Annotated in this window: 22 protein-coding genes; 10 read left to right on the top strand and 12 right to left on the bottom strand. The window is 31.8% G+C overall.

Translation table 11 applies throughout. The annotated features are described in order from the left end of the window. Window positions 1-126 precede the first annotated feature (126 nt). On the top strand, window positions 127-1,038 hold the full coding sequence (locus tag AAFU52_RS00430; protein WP_438424631.1) for a hypothetical protein: 912 nt from the start codon (window positions 127-129) through the stop codon (window positions 1,036-1,038). Window positions 1,039-1,378: 340 nt separating this feature from the next. On the opposite strand, the gene AAFU52_RS00425 is transcribed toward AAFU52_RS00430, so the two are convergent. The 7 genes from AAFU52_RS00425 to AAFU52_RS00395 all read right to left on the bottom strand — a co-directional run bounded on the left by AAFU52_RS00425 (window position 1,379) and on the right by AAFU52_RS00395 (window position 7,363). Then, window positions 1,379-2,152 carry a TSUP family transporter gene (locus AAFU52_RS00425; RefSeq protein WP_438424629.1) on the bottom strand — a complete coding sequence of 258 codons (774 nt, stop codon included), beginning with the start codon at window positions 2,150-2,152 and terminating at the stop codon, window positions 1,379-1,381. A 29-nt stretch (window positions 2,153-2,181) separates the two neighbouring features. Continuing rightward, window positions 2,182-3,240 carry a nucleoid-associated protein gene (locus AAFU52_RS00420; protein WP_024771241.1) on the bottom strand — a complete coding sequence of 353 codons (1,059 nt, stop codon included), beginning with the start codon at window positions 3,238-3,240 and terminating at the stop codon, window positions 2,182-2,184. A gap of 54 nt (window positions 3,241-3,294) precedes the next feature. Further along, window positions 3,295-3,810: an IS1096 element passenger TnpR family protein gene (locus AAFU52_RS00415; protein WP_438424627.1), complete on the bottom strand. Its 516-nt coding sequence runs from the start codon at window positions 3,808-3,810 to the stop codon at window positions 3,295-3,297. A 47-nt stretch (window positions 3,811-3,857) separates the two neighbouring features. Continuing rightward, a complete protein-coding gene (locus AAFU52_RS00410; RefSeq protein WP_438424625.1) occupies window positions 3,858-4,874 on the bottom strand; it encodes a COX15/CtaA family protein in 1,017 nt (338 codons plus the stop codon). Window positions 4,875-4,939: 65 nt separating this feature from the next. Beyond that, window positions 4,940-5,296, bottom strand: a complete 357-nt coding sequence (locus AAFU52_RS00405; RefSeq protein WP_438424623.1) for a four helix bundle protein — start codon at window positions 5,294-5,296, stop codon at window positions 4,940-4,942. A gap of 65 nt (window positions 5,297-5,361) precedes the next feature. Beyond that, window positions 5,362-6,786, bottom strand: coding sequence for a CCA tRNA nucleotidyltransferase (locus AAFU52_RS00400; RefSeq protein ID WP_438424621.1), 1,425 nt, complete (start codon window positions 6,784-6,786; stop codon window positions 5,362-5,364). Between the two features lie 7 nt (window positions 6,787-6,793). Next, window positions 6,794-7,363, bottom strand: a complete 570-nt coding sequence (locus tag AAFU52_RS00395; protein WP_024771236.1) for an L-threonylcarbamoyladenylate synthase — start codon at window positions 7,361-7,363, stop codon at window positions 6,794-6,796. Window positions 7,364-7,572: 209 nt separating this feature from the next. Here AAFU52_RS00395 and AAFU52_RS00390 point away from each other — a divergent pair, with 209 nt between their 5' ends. Beyond that, window positions 7,573-8,526: a hypothetical protein gene (locus AAFU52_RS00390; protein WP_438424617.1), complete on the top strand. Its 954-nt coding sequence runs from the start codon at window positions 7,573-7,575 to the stop codon at window positions 8,524-8,526. Between the two features lie 166 nt (window positions 8,527-8,692). On the opposite strand, the gene AAFU52_RS00385 is transcribed toward AAFU52_RS00390, so the two are convergent. Next, complete coding sequence (locus AAFU52_RS00385; protein ID WP_024771234.1) at window positions 8,693-9,334, bottom strand: class I SAM-dependent methyltransferase; 642 nt, start codon at window positions 9,332-9,334, stop codon at window positions 8,693-8,695. Between the two features lie 178 nt (window positions 9,335-9,512). Beyond that, a complete protein-coding gene (locus AAFU52_RS00380; RefSeq protein WP_024771233.1) occupies window positions 9,513-10,175 on the bottom strand; it encodes a class I SAM-dependent methyltransferase in 663 nt (220 codons plus the stop codon). A gap of 108 nt (window positions 10,176-10,283) precedes the next feature. Between AAFU52_RS00380 and AAFU52_RS00375 the strand changes: the two genes are divergently transcribed. The 3 genes from AAFU52_RS00375 to AAFU52_RS00365 all read left to right on the top strand — a co-directional run bounded on the left by AAFU52_RS00375 (window position 10,284) and on the right by AAFU52_RS00365 (window position 13,262). After that, complete coding sequence (locus AAFU52_RS00375) at window positions 10,284-11,225, top strand: hypothetical protein (RefSeq protein WP_438424615.1); 942 nt, start codon at window positions 10,284-10,286, stop codon at window positions 11,223-11,225. Between the two features lie 4 nt (window positions 11,226-11,229). Next, window positions 11,230-12,285, top strand: coding sequence for a glycosyltransferase family 4 protein (locus tag AAFU52_RS00370; RefSeq protein ID WP_438424614.1), 1,056 nt, complete (start codon window positions 11,230-11,232; stop codon window positions 12,283-12,285). Between the two features lie 197 nt (window positions 12,286-12,482). After that, window positions 12,483-13,262, top strand: coding sequence for a lipopolysaccharide kinase InaA family protein (locus AAFU52_RS00365; RefSeq protein WP_438424612.1), 780 nt, complete (start codon window positions 12,483-12,485; stop codon window positions 13,260-13,262). 3 nt (window positions 13,263-13,265) lie between these two features. Here the strand turns inward: AAFU52_RS00365 and AAFU52_RS00360 are convergent, their stop codons facing one another. The 3 genes from AAFU52_RS00360 to AAFU52_RS00350 all read right to left on the bottom strand — a co-directional run bounded on the left by AAFU52_RS00360 (window position 13,266) and on the right by AAFU52_RS00350 (window position 16,023). Further along, complete coding sequence (locus tag AAFU52_RS00360) at window positions 13,266-14,033, bottom strand: glycosyltransferase family 2 protein (protein ID WP_438426617.1); 768 nt, start codon at window positions 14,031-14,033, stop codon at window positions 13,266-13,268. Window positions 14,034-14,070: 37 nt separating this feature from the next. Continuing rightward, on the bottom strand, window positions 14,071-15,132 hold the full coding sequence (locus AAFU52_RS00355) for a glycosyltransferase family 9 protein (protein ID WP_438424611.1): 1,062 nt from the start codon (window positions 15,130-15,132) through the stop codon (window positions 14,071-14,073). Window positions 15,133-15,207: 75 nt separating this feature from the next. Continuing rightward, window positions 15,208-16,023 (bottom strand): 2,3,4,5-tetrahydropyridine-2,6-dicarboxylate N-succinyltransferase, encoded by an 816-nt coding sequence (locus tag AAFU52_RS00350; RefSeq protein ID WP_438424609.1) that lies wholly within the window; start codon window positions 16,021-16,023, stop codon window positions 15,208-15,210. 126 nt (window positions 16,024-16,149) lie between these two features. Here AAFU52_RS00350 and ruvX point away from each other — a divergent pair, with 126 nt between their 5' ends. From ruvX to yidC, 5 genes are all read left to right on the top strand, one after another. Further along, window positions 16,150-16,560 (top strand): Holliday junction resolvase RuvX, encoded by a 411-nt coding sequence (gene ruvX, locus AAFU52_RS00345; protein ID WP_024771226.1) that lies wholly within the window; start codon window positions 16,150-16,152, stop codon window positions 16,558-16,560. 23 nt (window positions 16,561-16,583) lie between these two features. Continuing rightward, on the top strand, window positions 16,584-17,174 hold the full coding sequence (gene def, locus AAFU52_RS00340) for a peptide deformylase (RefSeq protein ID WP_024771225.1): 591 nt from the start codon (window positions 16,584-16,586) through the stop codon (window positions 17,172-17,174). 205 nt (window positions 17,175-17,379) lie between these two features. Next, window positions 17,380-17,802 carry a DUF5606 family protein gene (locus tag AAFU52_RS00335; protein WP_024771224.1) on the top strand — a complete coding sequence of 141 codons (423 nt, stop codon included), beginning with the start codon at window positions 17,380-17,382 and terminating at the stop codon, window positions 17,800-17,802. 204 nt (window positions 17,803-18,006) lie between these two features. Beyond that, on the top strand, window positions 18,007-19,650 hold the full coding sequence (locus tag AAFU52_RS00330) for a CTP synthase (RefSeq protein WP_438424605.1): 1,644 nt from the start codon (window positions 18,007-18,009) through the stop codon (window positions 19,648-19,650). Between the two features lie 91 nt (window positions 19,651-19,741). After that, window positions 19,742-21,625: a membrane protein insertase YidC gene (gene yidC / locus AAFU52_RS00325; RefSeq protein WP_024771222.1), complete on the top strand. Its 1,884-nt coding sequence runs from the start codon at window positions 19,742-19,744 to the stop codon at window positions 21,623-21,625. Window positions 21,626-21,632 lie beyond the last annotated feature (7 nt).

Here is a 21,632-nt window from a genome sequence, read left to right as displayed (position 1 = left end):
TAGCATCTTAGTTTCGCAAAAATATTAGAAAGCTATATGTTACTTTAAAACAAATAGTAAAATCATAAAGACATATCCCTGAGTGTCTATAAAAGTTTAGGAGATTTTAATTTTAAAAATTTAACCATGTTGTCAAACATTTTAAACCTTACCAATGGTAAAACCATGAAAAAATTATTGATCAAAAGCATCTTACCCCTGGGTGTATGTTTATTCTTATTGAGTTGTACAAATCAAGATGAGATCGTATATGAGCCAGAAACTGAAGAATTAGTCTGGAAAACTTTGGCAACATTGCAGCTGCCTAATAACAATACAGTGACATTCCAATTTAATGGCGAGGATTTTTATTACGAAGAAAGAGGTTCGATAGATAATGAAATGATTGGTTTTGAGAATAACGATAGCTGTCTTAAGCGATTTTTAACACTTACAGAAGACCATATTGCAGTACCAAAAGCATTTATAGACGCGCCTGATTTTAAAGATGTACAAGAGTTGATCTCTACTAGAAAAATGATAGAGACGCATAAAACCCCCATAAGTATATTACCATCAACCATATCAAAATTAAAAAACCGAGGTACTTCACCTGTTGGCGTTGTACTCTCGCAATGTAACAGCTTCCTTACAGGAGGAAAAAGAGAATGGGTAGATAGTTCGACTAATTCTGGCAGAGCGTTTTTCTTTAATTATACACCTTTAAATTGGAAAGCTGGTCCAGATACACATCATAATTGGGCTGTAAGGAAGTCTTGCAGAGCACTTAGATTTAAGATTGGAAACTGTGATTATGAGAGAAAAGTTAAGTTTAGCGTAACTCAAGGTGAAGGAAAATATTTCCAAGAGATTAAAACAATAACTCTTTCACCTCGAACTCAGGTGTCTGATTTTATTTCAAATAAGTGGTTTAAACAAAGAGTAAGGGGGATAGAATTTCATTCGGATTGGAACGAATTGAATGATGATAGAACAGTAGGAGGTGAAATATTATTCCAGCAGAAAGGATCAGATACTTTTGATAACCCATTTGATTAACATCGATTGAAACAAAAATGGAGTTACACTTTTTTTAAATGTATAATCTGAATAGGGGTAAGAAACGAAAAAAGCGTAAGATCTCTGCCGTTTGATCTAATATCAGATTTCCAAACCTGAGTTCGACGTAAGAGAATCGCGTCAATTCGAGTGATCTGATACTTCAACATAGCTCAGGACAGGCTGGAAGATTGTATCGAGAATAGTGATTTTCTATCTAAAAAAAGCTATTCTCGATACAGCTTTTCTCCACGTCACCTCGAGCGTAGTCAAGAGGTCATTCTGAAAAACCACTCGAATTGACGCTTTTTATAATATTTTAGCTTAGGTCGAACTCAGGTTACAAAACCCCAATTCCCAGAAGTATTGCAAAAACAATTAATAAAACTCCTACCACTATTTGAATTGTATGTATGGTAATCTTTTTGAGAAATTTATTACCTATATAAGCTCCAATAAAAGCCATTAGTGTGGCGACCATAAGCATGGGGTAATTGAGTTGATCACCCAATTGCAAAAGATCTTTGGCATATATAGTTAGTCTCGAGATATCGATAAAGCAAGCAATAACAACTCCTGTGGCTATAAAAGCTTCTTTATTAAGTTTTGCCCGAATTAAAAATGCAGTTCGTAATGCTCCCTGATGGCCTGATAATCCTCCAAAAAAACCACTTAGTGCACCACCCCAAGGTAAATATTTGATATCGAACTCTAATCGTTTCAGTTTTGGGATAAGATCAAAAAGGGAGAAAAAAATTAATATGATAGCAATACATATTTTTACTACCGTAACTTGATATGTGGTATCAGCAATAGTATAGCTAAATAAAGGGGCTATATACGTGAGTTTGCCTAATGTGTATGCACCAAAAAAAGCAAATACAATAGCAGGCAAACCAAAGCGTAGTACAGTTTGTGTATTCGCTTTTCTACCAACAAGAGTTAATTTGAATAGGTTATTAAGCAGGTGTACTATTGCCGTAAGAGCGATTGCAATATCTATAGGAAAGAATAATGCAAACACAGGCATCAATAATGTACCTAATCCAAAACCAGAAAAAAATGTTAACCCAGATCCTAATAAAGCTATAATACCAACCAGAATAAAATCCATAATATGATAGCTATTAGTTTTCTATTTTCTTAGGTTTTTTGTTCTTTATTGAAATATACCAAATAGTAATACATTTGCTTCTCTTCGTCCCATCCTTTTTCTACAAATTTTTCTGCAGATTCTGGGTTGATGAAATCCATCTTTATCTGTACATTAGTATCTAGATTGATGACATTTTTCATCTTTTTACGAGCAGCAGTTACAGCATTATTCGCAATAGGAAAGGAGGTAAGATCTTCGATCTGGTATTTTGGTGCTTTTTCTACCTTGTAATGTTTAAATTCTGGAATCAAATCAGGATTATCAATCACATCATTTAAGAACGCAGATTCTTCGAATTCATCATTTTTTGCAAAGTGGTTTACTGCACGATTCATAAACATCACTTCTTCTTTTTTATCTTCGGCAGGAAGGACTACATCCTTTGCAAAATCCTGGCAGAATTTCATATACTTTTTAGTGTAAAAATTTTCATCGGCAAAAGCTTCTACACCTAAGAAATGTTCTAACCAATATTTAGTATCATATCGATTAGAATCTACAGAAAGGATTTTATAACCTTCTTCTTTTTTATGATTAAAAATTAAACAACCTTTATCAAGCTTATTCAGGTTTACTCCTTGTTGAATTAATAATTCAATATCAGTTTCTTTTTCTTCAAACTGAAGGAAATCATGTTTTAATTCTGATTTAAAAATACCAATAGCATCAACTTTTTCATTATCTATAGTCACATTGTCTAAATAAGCGACATATACCTCACCACTTTTAATATGAGGATGTTGTGATTGTTCAAACAATAATGAAGCGATTCGTTTAGATTTTTCATGAACTGAAGAAGGATGTTCAAAAATTTCGGTTACGATCTTAAACAGAGGATTAAATTCTATATCTACCTCATTGGCAAATTGAAAATAATTTTCTTCCTTTTCTCTAAAAGGTTTAAAAAAATACTCTTTTAGAAGTGCAGTTAATTCATCATTAAGGGCATACGGTGATTCTGACAGGAATAAATTTTCATTTTTATTCTTGTTTCCAACCTGATGAACCGATAATGATTCGATTTGAGTGCTATATAAGTTGATCATGACATGTATGTCATCCCAGCGAAGGCCGAGATCTTTTTAATTAATAGTTAAATTTTAATTCCAATTTTCATCAAACCCCAGATCTTCATATTCATCAAGATCCATAAAATCTTTATTTTCATCTTCATTGAAGTCGTCTGATTCGTCTGCTTTAAACTCTTTATCGGGTGCTTGGTCAGGTATTTGACCATGAATGTACATTACATTTGGATATTCTCTTCCGTTTTCATGTTCGGCAATTTCTGCAAGTTCTACCAAAAATGTCCACATACTCAAGAAGTCGTAGATATAAATTAGTTTGGGAGAGGCCTCATGAGCAACATCAATAAGAGTAGTCTCATTCATTAATCTAACGGGCTGATTACCATCACTCATATCAAATAATGATATTTCTTCTCCTTGACTCCATTGATCATCACTAATGTAAAAAGAAGCCATTTCTGTTCCGTCAAAACCAAAAGATTGGGTTATCACATTATGAAACTGCTCTAAAGTAGCATCTTGTTCTATTTCAATATCTCTAAACACATCTTCTTCTGTATCCAGGATAATTCTGAAACGGTATATCATTATTAAATTAATTAATTTGGAAATGCAAAGATACTATAAATGCATTGTTATTTACTAAAACGATGTAATGAAAAAGTCATTGCCCCTAATAAGAAAAAAGCAACAATCTGATGTAATATCCCCAATACTATAGGTACTCTAAAAATTAATGTAAATACTCCTAGTAAAAACTGAATACAAACTATAATTACTAATATATTTAATGAATTGGATTGAATATTATTTTTTTCAATTCTTTTACCTCTATACCATATAAAGGCAATAAGCCCTACAACAATATAAGCCAAATAACGATGTATGAACTGAACTCCACTCTTTCCTTCTACAAAATTTTTAGCAAAAGGAGATTGTTCTATATAAACGGATTCATGAATTAAAGCTCCGTCATTCATTAATGGCCAGTGGTTATGTAATAAACCAGCGTCTAAGCCAGCGACAAAAGCACCATAGATAATCTGAAGTATAAGTATAGACAAGGCCCATCGAATCAGGTTTCTGAATTTTAGATTCACCGTTTTTTGGGTTGGATATATAAGGTCAAGAGCTACCCAAAATGTATATGCAAAGGTTATAAATGCTGCAGTAAGGTGCATTGCAAGTCGATAATGACTTACATCGGGTCTGTCAATTAGCCCACTTTTTACCATAAACCAACCAAGGAAACCCTGAAAACCTCCTAGTAACATGAGTACTATGGATTTTTTTATAGTGGGTGTGGTAAGTTGTTTTCTAATTAAAAAATATACGAAAGGTACTATAAATACAACACCGATAAATCTTCCGATGACACGATGTAACCATTCCCAAAAATAAATATCTTTAAAATCTTCAAGTGTGAATTGGTGATTTATCTTTTGATATTCTGGATATTGCTTATATAGATCAAATGCAGTATTCCATTCTGTTTCACTCATAGGAGGAATAGTACCCGAAATTAATTTATAATTAGAGATAGATAATCCAGAATGAGTAAGTCTGGTAATTCCACCAACAATAACCATAATAAAAATCAATAAACACCCCGTAAACAGCCAGTATATTACTTTTTTATTGTCTTTTTTCATTTTTTTTTGTTAAAAAGAATCTGAGACATGGGGAATCTTAGAATCTAAGAAAAATATAATCTTTATTAAGAATCTTTGATTTTTTTGATATAACTAGCTAACATACGCTCAATTTCCCTAGTATTTTCAAACAAAATATTGAAGTTGTTTTCTTGAATAAAAGAAAGATTCTTTCCTATTTCTAATTGAGTCTGTAATTCAAAAAGTGAACTGATAGCAATATTTAAAAATCTTAAATAATCATTTTTACCTAATCTTCCATAACCTTCTGCAATATTACTGGGGATTGAAACTGATGCTCTTCTTATTTGAGAAGTTAAACCATATAACTCTTCTTTATGAAATGTTTTTGTTTCGAGATATATATTAGTGACTAATTCCATCGATTTTTGCCAAATTATCAAGTTTCTGAAGGTACTCATGATTGATTTAGTATTAAATTAAAATTTCAAAGATTATAGATTTATAGTCTTTGAAACTTAGATTCTTAGTTACTCTTTAGCCCCAATTCTTCACCTTTCTTTACCATATATTCATAAGCTGCTTCGTGCTCATTAGGAATCTCACCATCAAGAATTGCTTCTTTAATTGCTTCTTTTATAATTCCTATTTCACGAGAAGGCCTGATATTAAAGGTTTCCATAATCTCTTCTCCTGTAACAGGTGGTTGAAAGTTACGAACATGATCTCGTTCTTCAACTTCTGTCATTTTTTGCCTTACAATCTTGAAATTATTATGATATTTTTTAAAACGTTTAGGGTTTTTGGTTGTAATATCTGCTTCACAAAGTGTCATTAATTCTTCAATATATTCTCCTGCATCAAAGATCAGTCTTCGAACAGCAGAATCTGTAACTTCTGTTGCAATCACTATGGGCCTGGAACTCATTAATACCATTTTTTGAACAAATTTCATTTTTTCATTTAGCGGCATTTTTAGACGCTTAAAGAGTTTGAATACCATTTTTGAACCTACAAATTCATGGCCATGAAAAGTCCATCCAACTTTTTTGCTAAACTTTTTGGTAGGTGCTTTACCGATATCATGAAGTAAAGCTGCCCAACGTAACCAGAGATTATCTGTGTTTTCGGCAATATTATCTACAACCTCTAAGGTGTGATAAAAATTATCTTTATGTCGTTGTCCTTCGACTTCATCAATACCTTTTAGCGCAATAAGCTCTGGTAGTATATAGTCCAAAAGACCGGTTTGTTCGAGTAATTTAAAGCCTGTTGAAGGTTTGTTACTTAAAATAATTTTATGTAACTCATCTACTATACGTTCTTTGGTAATGATCTTAATTCGATCTTTATTTTTAGCAATAGCTTTTAACGAGGTGGGTTCAATTTTGAAATCAAGTTGTGTAGCAAAACGAATTGCTCTCATCATTCGTAAAGGATCATCAGAATACGTAATATCGGGATCTAGAGGAGTACGAATTATTTTTGATTTAAGATCTTCTAAACCATTAAAAGGATCTAATATTTCTCCAAAATTTTCTGGTGATAGGTGTAAGGCAAGAGTATTGATCGTAAAATCCCGCCTATTCTGGTCGTCTTCCAAACTTCCATTTTCTACAATGGGATTGCGGCTATCTTCAGAATAAGATTCTTTTCGTGCTCCAACAAATTCTACCTCGATATCATCAGCTTTTAGCATTGCAGTACCATAAGTTTTAAAAACCTGTACTTTGGGATTACCAGGTAAAAGTTTGGATACTTCTTTTGCCAATGCTATTCCGCTACCAACAGCAACAATATCAATATCTTTGGCAGTTTTTCTTTGCAATATATGGTCTCTTACAAATCCACCAATAACATAGCTGTCTAGATCTAGATTTGCTGATGCTTTAGCAATTGTATCAAAAATTGGATGTTGTAAAGCTTCTTTATAATTTTTGATTTCTGACATGAATCAATTACTTCCTAATAATTTTTACGGTACTATCGCTTCCGATTTTAATAATCGACGAAGGTTTAGCTCCTTTGTTTTGCAGAGGCAAATTTACGACATAGTCTACGCCTTCCAAAATTGCGGCAGGTATTTCTTTTAAGTTTTTTGGAGCAGGCATGCCACTAATGTTAGCAGAGGTCGAAACGATAGGTCGTTTAAGCTTCTTAATTAGTTTTCCGCAAAAAGGGTCTCTCACAACCCGAATACCTAATGTATTATCATCTGCAATAATATTTTCTGCGACATGCAGAGGTCTGTCATAGATAATAGTAGTAGGTTTTGCAGCATATTTTAGAATATCATAGGCTACTTCTGGAACTTCTTCTATGTATTGCTGTAGCATTTTAAAATCACTAACCAGGCAGATCATAGACTTGCTTTCTTCTCGCTTTTTTAAGGCATATAGCTTATCAATAGCTTCTGCATTAGTCGCGTCACAGCCAATACCCCAAATTGTATCGGTAGGATAGAGGATGATTCCTCCTTTTTTTAATATGTTAACTGCATTTTGGGTTTCTATAATTTGATCTGACATTAGTTTTGAATTAATAGATGATTATGAAAAGGTACTATTTTAAATCTTCTTTTGTAAGAAAAGTTAAAGTAATTCTAATTATTGTTTTTACCGGTAACATACTTATTGCTGATAACATTTATTTATGAAATTGGCCAGTTTCATGATACCTATTCTGAATGCATGACAGAAACAATTTTGTGCAAAAATAATCTTAAAACCTTAATATTATGAAAAAAATCATTTTTTTACTGCTCATAATGACAGTAATAATTTCTTGTGAAAAGGGAGATGTCAATTCTACTGGAGAAGAGACAAACATCGAGTCAACTATTGAATCAAAAACGGATAGGTTTTCCTTTAAAGATTGGAATGAATTTAATGATCTTTATTCTAAATTTTCAAAACTTGGTATGGAGGAGTTAGAAATGAATTCCTTTTTCTCCTACGATAGAGACCTGGAAGTTTCACCTGCAATTCAAGGAATTTTGAATAATGATAATGAATTTGAATTAGGAGGTAAAATTATTTGGTTTAAGGATGGTAAATTTTATGAACTTGATGAAGAAGGAATTGCAGTTCAAAAATCTGACATAGAAAACCTTAAAGAAGTTGGTTCTGTATCCTACACCCGAGTTGATCCTAAAGGAGTAATACCTGGAAATGAGACAGGAATTGTTGCTGCAAAAGGAGTTGTTGTGGATAATCAATATGAATTTAGAAAACAAAGATACGTAGAGAATTGCGGTTCGGGTAATACTCAAGGGACTTCTCCTCGAGCTTTTAAATATGTGCATGAAGTTTATGCAGAACATTTAAATACGGGAGGGCCTTTCCAGGTAGATACTTATAGAATATTCTTACGAGTAAAGTTAGAATATAACCCTAAGCGTAGAAGATGGAGACTTTCTGGGGAAAGAAGAGAAATTTCAATTAGTTTAAGTAATAACTCTTTTTTAAGAAATCATAACGGTCCGGTTTCACCACATCCAAGTGATGTTAATAATCGTTCTGTTGTATTTTCATCCCCTTGTGCTACTCATCAAACGATACTTCTTAATTCTGTGACTGCTCCAGGAGCAATAGCTGGTGCTCATTGGGATATTAATGTAAACGGAACCATAACAGAGAAGATGTATGGTGATGTAGAACGTAATCGATGGAGAGATCGAATTAACTGGTAATATGATTTGTGCTAAAATGAAATCTATTTAAAAAGAAAGGGTTCCAATATTGGAACCCTTTCTTAATTTGTATATAAAACTTTCTATGTATTTCAGAGTATGTGATATTTTAATACGATATCATCATTATCTAAGCGATGTGGATTACACATCTCTGCCCTAGGGCTTACTTTTTGACAACTGTAGCATACTGAAGATATCTCATGTCCATTGCTGTAAATAAAAAGGGAATATTATAGAAGAATGGTTTAATAGATTTTGTTTTATTAATGCCTTTGTGAAGTACTATTTCATACCCTAATCTCGTATACATATTTGCAATACTCTTACCCGTAAAGAATCGTAAGTGCGTTTTGTCCATTATACCGTGTTCTTCATATTCCCAATTCTTTTTAAGTACTAGGTTTTTTAAAGCACTATGGTATCTCATATTAGGTATTGAACTAATAATTACACCGTTTTTTGATAGTTTACTTTTAATTTTTTCTAGTACCCAATATGGATCTACAAGATGTTCTAATACATCATTAAAATAAATAACATCAAAATGATTATCCGGTAGTTCTTCAATAAAATTTTCACATTCACCAATAAAAACTTTGTCGAGCACCTTTTCGGCTTTTTTTCCATGCTCTGGCATCAATTCAATACCCCAGGTTTCAGTATTGTGTTTTTCTTTAATGAAAGCAGCAAAAGTACCTTCTCCACAACCAACATCTAATACTGTTTTTGCATTTTTTGGAAAAAAGGCAAACATTTCATTTCTGATATTATTATAGTATCCCTCGGGTTTATTGTCATAATCCATTACTGTATTGTTTTTTTAGTTAATGATAATTTTTGCTATTGCGTTTTGAATAGAAATAATTATTTGTTTTAGGGTATAATTATTGATACCGTACAAATATACCGATCTATACGAAAGTCACATTATTTAGTATAGATATTTTGGGGTTTGATAAATTTATTTAGACCCCATAAAAAAGCTATTTTTTTACTAATAAAATTTGATAAGCATTAATTAAAATTTCCCAATCTTTTTTTAGCATATACTCTACAACTGTTTTTCCTTTACCGCCTCCGGGAAGCCTGCAATCGTCTATTAAAACGATAGATGTATCATGTAGTTTATCTTCTGCCAGGATAAATTCTTTTAAGTGATGCTCTTGACTTTTCTTTTGAACATCTATATCGGTCTTTGAATAATCATAACTATCTAGGTATAAAAAGTCAATAGATTCGTTGAAATTTTTTAAGAAGTCTAGAGAATCTCCTAGATATACTGTTGTACTATCTTGTAAACTTTCTTCTAGTACTGCTTCTTGAGCCCCTTGTACAGAATCTTTACTAATATCCACTGAATGCAATTTTGCATTATTTTCTTTTGCCCATTTACCAAAAACGATTGTTGCTCCACCATCAGTTTTAGTCGCTTTAAGACCGTTTCTCGAAGTTCCTGTCTCTACCAGTATTTTAGCATTTCGTTCATTTAAAAGCTGTAGTGTTTTAGAAAAAGTTATACGCCTTCTTCTAAAATTATATTTGTAGGGCATGAAAGGATATAATGACTTATGTTTGATGAGTTTGAGTAATTTGGGAAATGCAATTCCTAATAATACAAGAAGTAAAATGATAAATAGATAATTCATTATAATGGTTTTAATATAATGCTGACAAATGTATTGATTTTAAAAATTACTTTTTTAGCAATATGATTCTTTACTTTTAGTAAGTTTGTCTCTATTATTATTTAAAACATGAAAATAACACTGATTAGTCTAGATGTTTTGGGGATTAACGATGAAATTGCCAAGAGTCTAAAAAAGCAGGGATATGAAGTTAATCATATAAACTTTCATACTTTTAGGTATCAGTATCCTACGGTTTTTCACCGAATTTTTAATTTTATTGGAAAAACTTTTTTTAAATACGATATAAAAAAGAATCACTTAAATAAAGAAATCCTTAAGCGATTGAGCGAAATCGGGAAACAAGATAAAATCCTAATGCTTAACGCTAATTTTTTACTTCCTCAGATTATTAAAAATATAAGCTCATTTACTGGGAATTTGACAGCATTTTTTAATGATAATATAGAAAGAATACCAAAGATATTACTAGTCGCTCCTTTTTTTGATGAGGTATATACTTTTGAACCTAATGATTCAAAAAAGCATGATTTTAAATTTGCGACAAATTATATTTTTAAGGAAAACAAAAATAACCTGCCGATAGAACAAGAGGTTTTTAATATAAGCACATTTAGCAAACGATCTAAATTTATAGATGATATAGCCTTAAAATTAGATGGGTTAGGTGTATCATATAAAATTATCAGTTTCGGGAAAAAGAAAATTGAATCCAAAAGTGGTGTAGAGTACGTTACAGAACGGATAAACATGAAAGAGGTAAATGAGTTAGTAGCGCATTCTAATGTGCTGTTAGATATTCATAGAGAAGGACAGGATGGACTATCGTTTAGAGTTTTTGAAAGTTTAGGGAATAGCAAAAAACTAATAACTACTAATGCAGCTATTGCTACTTACGATTTTTATAATCCAAATAATATCTTGATAATAGATAAAAATAATATTCAAATTCCTAAATCTTTTTTTGAGAATGAATATGAAGAAATACCAAATGAGATCTATCAAAAGTACCTGGTAGATAATTGGATAAACAGAATTCTAAATTTATAAAAAGGTGAAAAATAAAAGAGTATTTGTAGATTTTCATTACTTAAAAAATCTAAATAAAGGCTTTGGGCAATTTTCATATCATTTATCTAAAGCGTTTTCATCTATTGATACTGATATAAATTATATTTTTTATACTCCTAAAAAGAGATATTATAAATCAATATTTAATCAGAAGAATATTTTTGTTAAATACTATTATTCAATACATCGCCAGTTGGGTATTTTTGGACGTAATTATATATTTCATTGTACCAACCAACTAAGTAAAATTGAACCTTTAAATAAGAAAATCCCTTATATTTTAACTATCCATGATATCAATTTTATTTATGAGGATACAGTAGATCAGAAAACTAAGGATTTTATTCAAAAAAAAATAGATAGAGCTCAAGTACTTGTTTTCGTGTCACACTTTACTAAAAATGAAGTGAATAAACATTTTAATGTTGCCACGTCAAAAACACAAAAAGTAATATATAATGGTAATTCTTTAAAAGAAACCTCGTTAGTTAATCCTGATGAGAATACAGATGATTATCTTTTTTGTATTACGGAAATGAGACCGTACAAAAATCTGGAGAAACTTATCTTAATGATGAATCACATTCCAGAAAGATTTAAACTTATTCTTGCAGGAAAAGGTAGTAGCGATTATGTTTTACATTTAGAAAATTTAATTCAAGAAAATAACCTTGTAGAAAGAGTTTTTTTGAAAGGTGTTGTATCTGAAGAAACAAAAGTGAAGCTGTTTAATAATTGTTTTGCTTTTGTATTTCCTTCTTCCAGAGAAGGGTTTGGGTTACCAGTAGTTGAAGCATTAAACTTTAGTAAACCTATTTTTCTTTATAATAAAACTTCTTTACCAGAAATAGGAGGAGAAGCATGCTTTTATTGGGAAGAATTAGAGCCTAAATATATGGCTGATGTGTTTTTAACAAAAATCACTTATTTTGACTCTAATAGACTTAAAATGGAAGGGAAAATTAAAACCCAATTAGAAAAATTTAGTTGGAAATCAGCAGCATTAGAATACAATGAAATATACAAATCTCTAATGTGATTTTTGGTATAGAGTAAAGGGGGATATTTACTTAGGTATTTTTCAGAACGTATTTGTTCTTGTATTGAAGCCCTATAAAAAGGATGAAGTGCTGTAATAAGTATTTCTACAATGTGTCTTACATTTTTTATTACTGCTAAGTAGTATAGAATTATATCAAAAAGTTACTTTTGTCTAACTTATTTTATGAATAAAGAATGCAACGTAAATTTATCATACACCCAGATTATAAATCAGTTAAAACTGAAGTGCAGAAAACAATAGCGCATTTTGATGACTATCATGATATATTGGGAGATGCAGAGCGCAATGTTATAAAAATTGTGGAGATTGAAGGTAAAAAGTATACTATCAAATCATTCAAGGTTCCTAATTTTATAAATCAGGTTGTATATAGGTTTTTTAGAAAATCAAAGGCAGAAAGATCTTATAATTATGCGAATAGGTTATTAGAGCTGGGCATAAAAACCCCATTTCCGTTGGCGTATGATTTATACACTACGTTCTTTTTATTTAGAAAAAGCTATTATGTTAGTGAATTGCTTAATTATGATCTTACTTATCGAGAATTGGTACATGAACCGGATTATCCGGATCATGAAGCCATTTTAAGAGCTTTTACAAGATTTACTTATGATCTTCATGAAAAGGGAATTCTATTTTTAGATCATTCTCCAGGGAACACTTTGATCGTGAAAACAAGTTCTGGGTATGATTTTTATTTAGTAGATCTAAATAGGATGGAGTTTAGAGATTTAGATATGGAAACTAGGATTCGTAATTTCTCGAGACTAACTCCCAAAAAGGAAATGGTTGCAATTATGTCGAATGAATATGCTAAGTTAACCGGTGAGGATGAGTCAACGATGTATCAAAATATGTGGAGCCTTACCGCAGCATTTCAAAAGAAATATCATGATAAAATAGCCTTAAAAAGAAAAGTCTTTTTCTGGAAGAAAAAATATAGAAATCTCTAAATGTTATTTTAGATTTCGTCGAAACAACCAAAGCTTTACATATCGCATAAAAACCGCATATCCCTGGACATAACCAATAACTAAACCGGGAACACCATCTCTAAACCCACTTTGTATAATGTAATGTTTAAAAAACGCCCAAAGCGGTTTTATTACAAAGTGATATGGTGTTAATCGTTTTGTTTTTTTGTCATAATCTTCTGCTTGCCAAGAAGCATATCTATTTAGTTTATTGATATAAGCGTCAAAAGTAGTGTATGTATTATGGTAAAATTTGTTTTTTAATATTCCTATTTTACCCGGAGTAACAATTTCTTCATGTACATGTCTATCGTCATATTTACATTTATCTCTATGAAATAATCGAATAACTTTATCATTTCGCCATCCACTATAGTGTATTCTTTCTCCCATAAAATGATTCATACGTTTTATCCAGTATGCTACAAAATTATCTTTTCCGGGATTTTTTAGTACTTCTAGCACTTCATTTTTAAGCTCAGGGGTTACTCTCTCATCTGCGTCAACTAATAATATCCACTGGTGTGTAGCCTGAGGAATAGCCCAATTTTTTTGAAATGAAGGATAATCAAATTTTCTTTGAATAATGAAATCGGTATATTCTCTTGCGATTTCGACCGTTTTATCTGTGCTATAAGAATCAACAACCATAATTTCATCAGCAAATGAAACTGATTCTAATACATCCTTGATATTATGTTCTTCATTATAGCATGGGATTATAGCTGTAACTTTTTCTCTATGTAAAATGTCTTTTTCTATGATGATTTGGTTTTAAAAATGCAAATTACAAGTTTTTACTTAAAAAATTATGCAATTGATTAATGAATAATTCTGTTTTAAAGTGAGGGTAAAGTTCTAAAGATTTCTTTTTGAGTTCTTTATAGCTTTGGTTTGAAAATAACTCTGGCATATAATCTGATAAATGAACAGATGTTTGTCTTTCTCCATCCTCAAACATATTCCAATCCTTTTTAAGAATCCAGGGAGAAAAAATAGTAAAAGTAGGTATATCAAGTGCTTTAGCCATATTTACAGCACCTCCTTCGTTACCTATTAATGCATCACAATGAGAGAGGATTGCAAGGAATCCTCGTAAACTTTTGGCAAATACATCAAAATGGATATGCCTCTGTGTTTTAGGCATGGTAAGGTTATAAATTGTACGGGCATCTTTCTCCTGATTTGGAATGTAATTGAAAAGAATATTTACCTCTGCATTCTTAACAATTGCATCTATAACTTTAGCCATATACTCAAAAGGAAGTGTTTTTCTCATTTCACTACCCAAAACACTAATCATGATTAACGGTGTCTTGGTAATAATTCCATTAGATTCTAAAAACTCACGAGCCTTTTCTTTTTCTTCTTTAGTTAAAAATATTTTTGGCCTTGTGATCTCAGAAGTGATTCTGTTTTCAGGAAAAACCAAACGTAATCTGTTTTCTATTGCAATACTGGCATTTGTAATAGGTACAAGGTTTCTTTTAATAGTTTTTGTGTAAAAAAACTGAGTGTACCATTTATAGAAAGATATTCTCTTTGATGCACCAGAAAACAGAGTGATAAGGTTACTTTCTAATTTTCCATATACATCGATTACATGATCGTATTTAGACTTTCGTATTTCTTTTAGAAAGGTATAAAAAGCTCTTTTATCATTTTGGTATTCGTTTTTAAACTCTATAATATGGTCAAAAAACGGATTTTCTGTGATGACAGATTTTGTATTAGAGTTTACCAAAAAATCAATAGTAGCATTAGGGTGCTCTTTTCGTAATGCTTCACAAATAATAGTACTTGTGAGCACATCACCAATCATTTTTTGTTGAATAACCAAAATCTTCATATACTATTGATCAAAATAATTGAGCTTGTCTTAAAAAGAGAAGACAAGCTCAAGTTTCTTTCTACATACTTTACACTATACAGCTACATCATATTCGCGAAGAGCATCATTAAGTGAAGTTTTCTTGTCAGTACTTTCTTTACGTTTTCCAATAATCAAAGCGCAAGGTACATTAAATTCTCCAGCAGCAAATTTCTTAGTATAACTTCCTGGGATTACAACAGAACCCGCAGGAACAACTCCTTTTCTTTCTACAGGAGTGTTTCCTGTAACATCAATTATCTTGGTAGATGCGGTTAATACTACATTAGCACCTAATACAGCTTCTTTTTCTACTCGAACTCCTTCGACTACAATACATCTGGATCCTATAAATGCATTATCTTCTATAATGACTGGAGCAGCTTGTAATGGTTCTAGAACACCGCCAATCCCAACACCACCACTAAGGTGAACATTTTTTCCTATTTGGGCACAACTACCTACGGTTGCCCATGTATCTACCATAGTTCCTTGATCTACATAGGCACCTATATTTACATAACTAGGCATTAAAATAGTACCAGGAGAGATGTAAGCACCATGACGCGCAACAGCATTAGGAACTACACGAATTCCTTTAGCTTCATATCCTTTTTTTAATGGAATTTTATCATGGTATTCAAAAATTCCAGCTTCCAGGGTTTCCATTTTTTGGATTGGGAAGTATAATACCACTCCTTTTTTTACCCATTCATTTACTTGCCAGCCACCTTCTACAGGTTCTGCTACTCTAAGTTTTCCAGAATCTAACAAGCTAATTACTTCACGTATTGCGCTTTGCGTATTTGATTCTTTTAAAAGCTCTCTGTTTTCCCAAGCTTTTTCTATGGTTTCTTTTAGTTGGTTCATCGAATAAAAAATTTTGGTAAAGATAATAGCTTCCTTTGAAATAAGTATCGATTATAGATATTTTAGGAAACCATTAATAAATAAGGACAGTTTTGTAATAATATTATACTTTTGCAAAAAAAATGAATGGCACAGATTTTAGCGATTGATTATGGAGGGAAACGTTGCGGGATTGCAGTTACAGATGAATTGCAAATTATCGCTTCTGGGTTGACTACTGTCGATACTGGAGAATTGTTGTCATGGCTAAAGGATTATGTGTCTAAGGAAGAGGTAGAGCTTTTTATAGTGGGAGAACCTAAAAGGCTGCATGGAGAAGCTTCAGAAAGTGAACAACTAATTTTACCTTTTTTAGAAAAATTGAATAAACTACTTCCAGATATTCCTGTAAAAAGGATTGATGAACGCTTTACTTCTAAAATTGCTTTTGATACTATGATAGCTAGTGGTATTTCAAAAAAGAAAAGAAGAGATAAAGCATTAGTAGACCAGATAAGTGCAACGATTATATTACAAGATTATTTGTATAATCGATAAATAATAGAAATAAGAAATAAAATATGATACTTCCCATTGTAGCATACGGAGATCCGGTATTGAAGAAAAAAGGAAAAGAGATAACCAAAGATTATCCTAAATTATCAGAGTTACTGGATAATATGTTTGAGACCATGTATAATGCACATGGAGTAGGATTAGCAGCTCCTCAAATTGGACTCCCTGTTAGATTGTTTATCGTTGATGCAGAACCTTTTTCTGAAGATGAAGAATTATCTAAAGAAGAAGCAGATCAGTTAAAGAACTTTAAAAAAACGTTTATTAATGCGACTATTTTAGAAGAAACAGGTGAGGAGTGGGCTTTTGCCGAAGGATGTTTGAGTATTCCTGATATAAGAGAGGACGTATTTCGTAATGAAACTATAAAGATTCATTATTTTGATGAGAATTTTGTAGAACATACAGAGACTTATGGTGGGTTAGTAGCAAGAGTAATTCAGCATGAATATGATCATATTGAAGGAATTTTGTTTACAGATAAACTATCAAGTCTTAAAAAACGTTTAATAAAAGGAAAATTAGCTAATATTTCTAAAGGAAAAATTAGTTCAGAATACAGAATGCGATTTCCGTTACTAAAAAAAGGTAGATAATTGCATTCTACTTTTAAATATTTATGTTGGTTAAATGTTTGATTTTTTAAAACGAACTACTGATATTTGCCAACCCTAAGGAGAGATAAACATATTTTAAGAACTTCTATAGTAGTAGAAATGATTTATATGTAAACTCCTTATCGATCTGTATTATTACAGGTCTGATCTTTAAAAAGAATATATCATAAATAGATGAAAATATATGAGCTTAGATAAAATATTAGCAATTTCGGGTAAACCTGGTTTATATGAGTTAAAAACACAAACTCGAAGTGGATTTTTAGCAGAATCTTTATTAGATGGAAAAAGATTATCGGTAAGTATAAGACACAATGTAAGTGTGCTTAGCGAAATTGCAATTTATACATTTACAGAAGAAGTTCCTTTACGTGAGATCTTTAAAAAGATTTTCGAAAAGGAAAATGGCGAAAAAGCTATAAGTCACAAAGAATCTAAGGATAAATTAGAAGCCTATTTTAGTGAAGTGTTACCAGATTATGATGAAGATAGAGTGTATGCTAGCGATATGAAAAAGGTAATTCAGTGGTATAATATTTTACAATCTAAAGGATTAACAGATTTTACAGAAGCAGAAGAAGAGAAAGTTACTGAAGAAGAAGAATAAGAACATAATTTTTTATGATAAAATCCTGTCGTGAGGCAGGATTTTATTTTTTATATATGTTGTGAATTCATTTTCAGATTTTTAAGTTGTTGAAGGAATATGGATAAGTTACATAATATTGATTGATTTTCGATGTATGATTTGATGACTTCTTTGTATTTTTGCGCAAAATTTTAATACAATCTTACTAAATATTTAGTTTACATGGCTAATACCAAATATGTTTTTGTAACCGGAGGCGTGTCTTCTTCTTTAGGAAAAGGGATTATAGCAGCTTCTCTGGCAAAATTATTACAGGCAAGAGGATACAGGGTTACAATTCAGAAATTGGATCCTTACATTAATGTTGATCCGGGGACACTAAATCCATATGAGCATGGTGAATGCTATGTAACCGATGATGGGGCAGAGACTGATCTTGATTTAGGGCATTATGAGCGTTTTTTGAATACGCCAACCTCTCAAGCCAATAATGTAACCACAGGAAGAATATATCAAAGTGTTATCCAAAAGGAAAGACGAGGAGAATTTTTAGGAAAAACAGTTCAGGTCGTTCCACATATAACCAATGAAATCAAAGAAAGAATTCAGATTCTGGGAAAAAGTGGAAATTATGATATTGTGATTACCGAAATAGGGGGGACCGTTGGTGATATAGAATCTTTACCGTATATAGAAGCTGTACGTCAATTAAAATGGGAACTTGGAGATGCTAATGCTTTGGTTATTCATTTAACCTTAATCCCTTATCTATCGGCAGCAGGAGAATTAAAGACAAAACCAACCCAGCATAGTGTGAAAACATTGATGGAAAGTGGGATAAAAGCAGATATTCTGGTATGTAGAACAGAGCATGAACTTTCTGATGATTTAAGAAGAAAATTAGCACTTTTCTGTAATGTTCGACAAGAAGCAGTAATAGAATCTATCGATGCGTCAACAATCTATGATGTACCTAATTTGATGTTAGAAGAAGGCTTGGATAAAGTAGTACTTAAGCAACTACTTCTTCAGGATGACGACGAACCTAATTTGGAGAAATGGAATGATTTTTTACAAAGACATAAAAACCCAAAATGCCAGGTCACTATAGGGCTTATAGGTAAATATGTAGAATTACAAGATTCTTATAAATCAATTTTAGAATCTTTTATTCATGCAGGAGCAGAGAATGAAGTAAAAGTAAATGTAGTAAGTATACATTCAGAATATATTACTAAGGATACAATAGAAAATAAAATAGCTCATTTAGATGGGATTTTAGTAGCTCCTGGATTTGGAGAACGTGGGACAGAAGGAAAAATAAAAGCAGTACAATATGCAAGAGAAAACAAACTTCCGTTTTTCGGAATTTGTTTAGGGATGCAAATGGCGGTTATTGAGTACTCTCGTAATGTTTTAGGAATAAAAGAAGCTTCTTCTGTAGAAGTAGATAAAAATACACCACATCCTGTAATTGATATTATGGAAGAGCAGAAGAGTATTACGGATATGGGAGGTACTATGCGATTAGGTTCTTGGGATTGTGAATTGATGGAGAACAGTAAAGTGTTAGAAGCATATGGGAAATCAATGATAGCAGAACGTCATCGTCATAGATATGAGTATAACAACAATTACAAAGAGCAATTAGAAAAAGCAGGACTTAGGACTACAGGAATTAACCCAAAAACAGGATTGGTAGAAATTGTAGAAATCCCAGATCATCCATGGTTTGTAGGGGTTCAATATCATCCAGAATATAAGAGTACAGTTGCAAATCCGCACCCTTTGTTTATTGCTTTTATAAGAGCAGCTGTTGAATATTCAAAAAAGGATAAGAGTGCCAAAGTGTCACAAGGATTGTAATTGGCTAGATAATTGACAACGAATAACAATATATATATAATTTTAAAAGCCTTTCTGAGTCATCAGATAAAGGCTTTTTATACATCAATACATGGAAGAAAAGAAATTTGATCTTAATTCGATAATTGGATTTGCACTTATTTTTGGAATCATCGTTTGGATGTTCTATCTAAATCAACCAACTCCTGAAGAAATTGAGGCAGAAAAAGCTAAAAAAGAAGAACTAGAGTCTGAGAAAAAAACAGACAAGGAAAAAACTACAGATTTTGTAAAGGAAAGCGAAGCTATCGTAGCAAACCCTCAGGATTCTGTTGCATTATCTAATGCAAAATCACAATTGGGTGCATTTTCATACTCTGCTAGCTTGCCTTCGGCCAAAGATGAATTTACAAAGGTCGAAAATGAGGTTTTAAGTCTTAAGGTTAATAATAGAGGAGGATATATCTCGGAAGCATTGTTAAAAAACTTTAAAACCTATGATTCTGTTCCGGTATATTTGATTAAAGATGGGAAGAATGCTTCTTTCAATATTAATTTTGGAACCACAGACAATAGAATTTTAAATACAAAAGATTTATTTTTTGAACCTTCGGTATCCAAAAATGGAGAGAATACAGTTCTGTCTATGAAACTTAAGGTTTCTAATACCAAATTTCTAGAGTATCGATACGAATTGAAACCAAATGAGTATATGGTCGATTTTACTATTCGATCTCAAGGGTTGCAACAAGTAATTAATAGTGGTCAGACAGTAAACCTAGATTGGCAACTGCAAGGAATAAGACATGCAAAAAGTGCAGCATATGAAAATCGATATACCGAGGTTTCATACGAATATGATGGTGATAAAGATGATTATTTAGGGCAAGGAGAGTTTGCAGATGACGAAGAGCAAGATGTGAGTTGGATAGCTTTTAAACAACATTTCTTTACCTCTGTACTTCTAACAGATACTCCGTTCAAAAAAGCATCTTTTACCTCTAAGAATATAGCTAACTCAAGTGAGTTGGATGATAAAGATATAAAAGTGACCAAAGAGTTTTCGGCCTCTATTCCTTTAGAGTTGCAAGGAGGAGAACTTAATTATACCATGGATTGGTATTATGGTCCTACCGATTATAGAATTTTAAATACTTATGACCGTAACCTTGATGAAATAGTGCCTCTGGGTTGGGGTATTTTCGGAATAATAAATAAATATTTATTTATTCCGTTTTTTGGATTTTTAAGTGGATTTCTTCCTTATGGTATTGCAATTGTGGTAATGACTATAATTGTACGTATCATCTTATCTCCAGTTACATATAAGTCATACTTGTCGCAGGCTAAAATGAAAGTTTTACGCCCAGAGATTACAGAGATTAATGAGAAGCATAAGGATAATGCAATGAAGAAGCAGCAAGAAACAATGGCTCTTTATGGTAAGGCAGGTGTTAATCCTATGAGTGGTTGTTTGCCGGCAGTAATGCAGATTCCTGTTTTTTATGCCTTGTTTAACTTCTTTCCAAGTGCATTTCAATTACGACAAAAAAGTTTCTTATGGGCAGATGATTTATCTAGTTATGATACTATAGCAGAGCTGCCATTTACGATTCCTTTTTATGGAGATCATATTAGTTTGTTTCCTATACTGGCATCGGTAGCTATATTTATCTACATGATGATGACTACAGGGCAAACCATGCAAACGCAACAACCAGGGATGCCTAACATGAAATTTATTATGTATTTATCCCCGTTAATGATGTTATTTTTCTTTAATAACTATGCAAGTGGATTATCATTGTATTATTTTATTTCTAACTTGATTACTATCGGAATTATGTTAGTTATTAAAAACGTAATTATTGATGAAGATAAGATCCATGCCAAAATTCAAGAAAACAAGAAGAAACCTAAGAAGCAAGGTAAGTTCCAGAAAAAAATGAAAGAATTAATGGAGCAGGCGGAACAGCAAAAAGGGCAAAAGAAATAACCTTATT

The organism is Aquimarina macrocephali (genome assembly GCF_051627225.1).
Taxonomy (GTDB): domain Bacteria; phylum Bacteroidota; class Bacteroidia; order Flavobacteriales; family Flavobacteriaceae; genus Aquimarina; species Aquimarina macrocephali.
Note: the sequence above shows the minus strand (reverse complement) of the source record. Positions and strands in the feature narration are given on the sequence as shown.

Excerpts from the sequence above, each read along its gene's own strand:
- AAFU52_RS00430 (WP_438424631.1), top strand. The coding sequence starts at position 127 with ATGTTGTCAAACATTTTAAACCTTACCAATGGTAAAACCATGAAAAAA.
- AAFU52_RS00425 (WP_438424629.1), bottom strand. The coding sequence starts at position 2,152 with ATGGATTTTATTCTGGTTGGTATTATAGCTTTATTAGGATCTGGGTTA.
- AAFU52_RS00420 (WP_024771241.1), bottom strand. The coding sequence starts at position 3,240 with ATGATCAACTTATATAGCACTCAAATCGAATCATTATCGGTTCATCAG.
- AAFU52_RS00415 (WP_438424627.1), bottom strand. The coding sequence starts at position 3,810 with ATGATATACCGTTTCAGAATTATCCTGGATACAGAAGAAGATGTGTTT.
- AAFU52_RS00410 (WP_438424625.1), bottom strand. The coding sequence starts at position 4,874 with ATGAAAAAAGACAATAAAAAAGTAATATACTGGCTGTTTACGGGGTGT.
- AAFU52_RS00405 (WP_438424623.1), bottom strand. The coding sequence starts at position 5,296 with ATGAGTACCTTCAGAAACTTGATAATTTGGCAAAAATCGATGGAATTA.
- AAFU52_RS00400 (WP_438424621.1), bottom strand. The coding sequence starts at position 6,786 with ATGTCAGAAATCAAAAATTATAAAGAAGCTTTACAACATCCAATTTTT.
- AAFU52_RS00395 (WP_024771236.1), bottom strand. The coding sequence starts at position 7,363 with ATGTCAGATCAAATTATAGAAACCCAAAATGCAGTTAACATATTAAAA.
- AAFU52_RS00390 (WP_438424617.1), top strand. The coding sequence starts at position 7,573 with ATGAAAAAAATCATTTTTTTACTGCTCATAATGACAGTAATAATTTCT.
- AAFU52_RS00385 (WP_024771234.1), bottom strand. The coding sequence starts at position 9,334 with ATGGATTATGACAATAAACCCGAGGGATACTATAATAATATCAGAAAT.
- AAFU52_RS00380 (WP_024771233.1), bottom strand. The coding sequence starts at position 10,175 with ATGAATTATCTATTTATCATTTTACTTCTTGTATTATTAGGAATTGCA.
- AAFU52_RS00375 (WP_438424615.1), top strand. The coding sequence starts at position 10,284 with ATGAAAATAACACTGATTAGTCTAGATGTTTTGGGGATTAACGATGAA.
- AAFU52_RS00365 (WP_438424612.1), top strand. The coding sequence starts at position 12,483 with ATGCAACGTAAATTTATCATACACCCAGATTATAAATCAGTTAAAACT.
- AAFU52_RS00355 (WP_438424611.1), bottom strand. The coding sequence starts at position 15,132 with ATGAAGATTTTGGTTATTCAACAAAAAATGATTGGTGATGTGCTCACA.
- AAFU52_RS00350 (WP_438424609.1), bottom strand. The coding sequence starts at position 16,023 with ATGAACCAACTAAAAGAAACCATAGAAAAAGCTTGGGAAAACAGAGAG.
- ruvX (WP_024771226.1), top strand. The coding sequence starts at position 16,150 with ATGGCACAGATTTTAGCGATTGATTATGGAGGGAAACGTTGCGGGATT.
- def (WP_024771225.1), top strand. The coding sequence starts at position 16,584 with ATGATACTTCCCATTGTAGCATACGGAGATCCGGTATTGAAGAAAAAA.
- AAFU52_RS00335 (WP_024771224.1), top strand. The coding sequence starts at position 17,380 with ATGAGCTTAGATAAAATATTAGCAATTTCGGGTAAACCTGGTTTATAT.
- AAFU52_RS00330 (WP_438424605.1), top strand. The coding sequence starts at position 18,007 with ATGGCTAATACCAAATATGTTTTTGTAACCGGAGGCGTGTCTTCTTCT.
- yidC (WP_024771222.1), top strand. The coding sequence starts at position 19,742 with ATGGAAGAAAAGAAATTTGATCTTAATTCGATAATTGGATTTGCACTT.